Origin of the sequence: Bradyrhizobium sp. (assembly GCF_019244115.1) — a bacterium.
Taxonomy (GTDB): domain Bacteria; phylum Pseudomonadota; class Alphaproteobacteria; order Rhizobiales; family Xanthobacteraceae; genus Bradyrhizobium.
This window is the reverse complement of record NZ_JAFATE010000468.1, coordinates 1-4,656: the sequence shown is the minus strand read 5'-3', so window position 1 is coordinate 4,656 and position 4,656 is coordinate 1. Positions and strand designations below refer to the sequence as shown.

4 protein-coding genes and 1 pseudogene are annotated in these 4,656 nt (G+C 61.8%); 3 read left to right on the top strand and 2 right to left on the bottom strand.

Going from position 1 to position 4,656, the window contains the following annotated elements:
- A pseudogene (locus JOZ76_RS20600) lies at positions 1-87 on the bottom strand (glucose-1-phosphate cytidylyltransferase); the annotation flags it as partial.
- Positions 88-469: 382 nt separating this feature from the next.
- On the opposite strand from JOZ76_RS20600, the gene JOZ76_RS20595 reads away from it, so the two are divergent.
- The gene (locus JOZ76_RS20595) at positions 470-1,438 is read left to right on the top strand and encodes a Wzz/FepE/Etk N-terminal domain-containing protein (RefSeq protein WP_291701289.1); all 969 of its coding nucleotides are present in this window, start codon (positions 470-472) and stop codon (positions 1,436-1,438) included.
- Between the two features lie 121 nt (positions 1,439-1,559).
- Entirely contained in the window at positions 1,560-2,990 is a 1,431-nt protein-coding gene (locus JOZ76_RS20590) for an O-antigen ligase family protein (protein WP_291701287.1), read from the top strand.
- Between the two features lie 312 nt (positions 2,991-3,302).
- Here JOZ76_RS20590 and JOZ76_RS20585 read toward each other — a convergent pair whose 3' ends face one another.
- Positions 3,303-3,815: a hypothetical protein gene (locus JOZ76_RS20585; RefSeq protein WP_291701285.1), complete on the bottom strand. Its 513-nt coding sequence runs from the start codon at positions 3,813-3,815 to the stop codon at positions 3,303-3,305.
- Here JOZ76_RS20585 and JOZ76_RS20580 point away from each other — a divergent pair.
- The coding region (locus tag JOZ76_RS20580; RefSeq protein WP_291701283.1) for a right-handed parallel beta-helix repeat-containing protein at positions 3,801-4,656 on the top strand (856 nt) is incomplete at its 3' end. The genes JOZ76_RS20585 and JOZ76_RS20580 overlap by 15 nt on opposite strands.

Below are 4,656 nucleotides of genomic sequence, written 5' to 3'. Positions count from 1 at the left end.
CCCGATTGGAATCATTGGCTTTGGAATGCTCTCGGATACGTCCCGAATGCGCGTGCCGAGACCGCCACAGAACAGAATTACTTTCATTTGAAGCCTTTGTTCGTGTGTGCTGCATGACCGATCGGGACCGGTCTCAACTCCGCTTCCCGGACCAAGTGCTGTGACCTTTTCGCCCTTTCGGTGCGTGTTCCGTTTCATCGGGCGAAGAAGGTATCGGACATGCTGCGGACGGCGCCCTTGATTCACGCCGTCAACTGTTCAGCTCTGCCAACGCAGATGCTACGAGGTGGAGCGTGCCGGCGGCAGTGCATGGAGTCAACGAAGCGTCCGGGGTACCCCGCCTCTGGACAACTCGAGCGCGCGAGTGCCGGCGAAGAGCTTGTCGTCGCATCTTTCGAGGTAGTCACTTTGTTACACAAGCCTCGCCCAAAGCGCTCCCCCGTGGGCCGTCGGATCAGATATCTGGTCGATGATGAACACGCCGCTCAAACTCGATCATGAGAAACGGTCCGATTTTCAGTTCGAGCGCTCCGACTATCGAGACCACTATGAAGATCTAGCCTTCGGCATACTGAGGTCGATTGCGCGCCGCAAGTGGCTCGTCGCATGGCTCGTCATGCTCACGCTGGCGCTCGCGTGCATCACCATACCGATGCTGCCCCGCAAATATTCAGCGGAGGCCCTCATCTATCCCAACCTGTTCCCGCGTGATCAGGGAAGACGAGAGCAGTCGTTTGCAAGTGTCGACGCGGCGGCCATTGTCAGCGCTGAGGCTCATTTGATCCGTTCCGATGCATTCTTGCACGCCGTCGCAACCCGTCTGTGGCAGGTTCCCGAGGCAACTACGTCACGCTCATGGGCGACGCAGAGCCTTGCGAGCCTGGATTGGCTTCGGGCCACGCTTCTGCCGGAAACTCGCAACCATTCGCCATTCGATCGCATGGTCGCGATGCTGCGCGACAAAGTCGCGGTGACGAACGACACGCGTTCATACATCATCTCAATTTCGTTCGCGGCTCCCTCCCCCGACGAGGCCGCACGGGTCGTCAACGCCTTCCTCATTCAATACCTCCGCGACAAAGCCATCCAGCGCGGGTTGGACAGTGTGAATGCGGCCGCCGGTCAACTGAAACAGCAACTGGCGGTCTACGGCGACAAGCATCCGAAGACATTGCAGGCTGTTGCGGACCTTGACGCCGCGCGCGACGCGCTTGAGGTCGTCACGAGCCGGCAGGATGGTGATCAGGAGGGGGTTACCAGCGATCAAAGCGTCAAGCTGGCGGTGCCAAATCAGACGCCGACCAGCCCAAGGGGATTTGTGATCCTCGGACTCGCGTTGCTTTCGTCATTGCTTGCCGGCGTTGGCCTCGCCATTTGGCTCGACGGCAGGGAAGCTAAGCGCAAGCACGCTGTCCGTCATCAGCCCCAACTACAATAGCGCACGCGCCGAGGGAACAATGCCGGTATTTCAACACGCGCGACCAGTTCCTCGGGTTGTCGGCATGCCCCGCCGCATCGGGGGCGTCCACGCGCGATGGGCAGAGCCGCGGTGACGTGACATGCAGCGTCCGCCCGACAGCGATCCTCCGCTCCAACTCCCGCAGGAGCGGGACCCACACGACACCTATATGCGCCTGTTCTGCCGCATGCTGGCCGGCTACGCCCTGCTCGGCAAGGGCTTCGCTTATCTCGGAATCCCGCCGCTGTTCGTCGGCGAGATCGCACTCGGCTTCGGCCTCCGCGCCCTCCTCCGCAGCGGCTGCAGCCTCGCCATGCTGGCGACGGTTCCAAGCCTCCTGCTCGCCACGCTGTCCACGTTAGTAATAGCGGAAGCAGTTGCTTCCGTTCCCGCCTACGGGGTTGATGCCATCCGGGACAGCGTCATCCTGCTGTACGGCCTGTTCGCCTTCATCGTGATCGCGCTGGTCCTGGAGAAGCCGGACCGGCTCAACTGGACCCTGCGCGCCTACGGCCGTTTCGCCTGGCTCTATGGCATGATCGGAGGCGTGATATTTAATCTAAGCTCCATTTTCGCCGATAACCTTTACGCCAGCGGCCTGTACTTTCCAGGAACCAACATCGTACTGCCCTACGTCCGCGCTGGCGAGGCCGCCTCGCACCTGAGCGGCGCTGCGGTGTTCATGCTCCTCGGCTTTTGCCGCGTGCCACTGTCCTGGGTGCTGCTGCTATTGGTCAACATCTTCATGGTTACGCCGAGCCGTGGCGCCATGTTCTCGTGCGTGATCCCGATCGGCATCGCAGCCGTGTTGGCTGATAGGATGCGCCGCATCGCGCCGGTCCTGCTGCTCAGCGCCGCGCTGTTCGTCGTCGCGTATGCGATCGGGCTCGAAGTTCCGCTGTCGGGAGGACGGTACATCGGGCCCGCACAGATCGTCGAGAATTTCAACAGTATCTTTGGTGCCAGCGACGCATCCAACCTCGACGCCACCAAGACATGGCGCCTGAGCTGGTGGCAGGCTATCCGGAACTACACGTTCAACGGCCCATATTTCTGGACCGGCAAGGGTTATGGGATCAGCCTGGCCGAAGCCGACGGCTTCGCCGACCACGTCGCGGGTCAAGCGATACTGCGGAGTCCGCACAACGCCCACATGACCATGCTGGCTCGCTCCGGTGTCCCCGGCTTAGCACTCTGGGTGCTCACGGGGGTAGCTTGGTTCACAGGCCTACTGCACGCCCAGATCGTGGCGCGGTGCCGCGGCGACACGCAATGGGCAAACCTGTTCCTCTGGGTCGCCTGTTACGCGCTGGCGATCGTGATCGATGCATCCTTCGATGTCGCGCTTGAAGGGCCGATGCTCGGCATCTGGTTCTGGTCGCTGTTCGGCCTGGGCATCGCATCGACCATGGTTTACCGCGTGCGCCTGGGCATCGGCGGCGCGGGTGCCGCTGCTGCATCCACTTTCGAGCTCCGAGCCGCACCAGTCAACGCTGTTCGTGTTCGAGCTGCCGATCAACGACGGCCGTGATGCGCACGGCTGGCGGGAAACGTTGTACTGGCGGTGGCGCGCTCTCATACCGCTCACGCAGCAGCGCTCCGTTACGCCGGCGCTCCGCCACTTGCGATCAGAACGGGAGGCAATGAGATGAACATCCCTCGGATACGACTCCTCCGGCACTTCCGGAAGAGGACAGCTTCGGCATCGCCGATGCTGCTGAGGACCGCTGCGGCGATAGTCGCGCTGGCTGCATCGAGTTCGGAAATGTGCAGCCGGCCGACCGAGGCCAATCCCGACACAACAGCGGCGGAATCCGCCTGTCCGCCGGACGCCATTGCGCTATCACCCGACATGTCGATCCAGGCGGCAGTCGAGAAGGCCAGGCCCGGCGCAAGCTTCTGCATCAAAGCCGGCATCCACCGCCTGCAATTCGTTGTCCCCAAGGACCGACAGAGATTCTTCGGCGAGCCGGGCAGTGTCCTCAACGGCGCTCGGGTGCTCACGCGTTTCGAGCGGGAAGGCGACACCTGGGTTGCGTCGGGGCAGTCTCAGATCGGCATCAAGCGCGGAGACTGCGCAAAGACGCATCCCGCCTGTGCGCTCTCGCTCGGATTTTTCATCGACGATAAGCCGCTCCAGCAGGTCGCAAGCAAAGCAGAGCTCGCGCCCGACCGGTTCTTCTTCGATCGCGCCGCCGGCAGGATCCATTTCGTCGACGATCCGACCGGCAAGCTGGTCGAGGCCACGGCTACCCGATTCGCCTTCAAGAGCTCGGCCGAAAACGTCCTGATCAAGGGGCTGGTTATCGAGAAATACTACAACCCCGCCCAGGATGGCGCGGTGGACGGCGACCATGGCAAGGGGTGGCGGATCGAGCACACGGAACTTCGCCTCAACAGTGGAGCTGGCGTCGCGGTGGGAACGAACGGCGCGATCGTCGACTGCAAGATCCACCACAACGGACAGCTGGGCGTGAACGCGAGCGGCAGTACCAACATCCTGATCGAGGGCAACGAGATCTGGGCGAATAACATCTACGGCTTCGATTTCGATTGGGAGGCCGGTGGCGTGAAGAGCAGCAACAGCGATCGCGTGACCATGCGGGATAATCATGTCCACGACAATGTCGGTCCCGGCCTGTGGTGCGACATCAATTGCCGCAACGTGGTCTACGAAGGCAACACGGTGGAGTACAACGCCGGCCCGGGCATTCATCACGAGATTTCCTACGCTGCTGTCATCCGCAACAATACGCTGCGTCAAAATGGGCAAGCGAAGCTGCTCTGGTTCTGGGGGCCCGAGATTGAGATCGCCGCATCACAGGACGTCGAGGTGTACAGCAATGTCCTGACGGTGCGACCTGAAGGCCGGGCCATCATGCTGATCGACCAGAACCGCCAGATCGACCCCGGCGGCTTCGACAAGACGCAGCGCAGCAGCGTCTATAAGACGCAGCGCAACAACGTCCACGATAACGACATCACCTACCTTGGCGTCGGCTGGACCGGCGGCGCGTCAGATGCCCCGCCCGGAGCAGAAAATTTTTCCATTATCGAGAGCGGCGGCAATCGTTTCGACCACAACACCTATCGCTTCCCAGACGGCGTACGCCCGCAATTCGTCTGGGGACACGCCTTGCTCGATTTCGCCGGCTTCCGAGGCAATGGCCAGGAGCTTAACGGTACCTTGGTCGCAA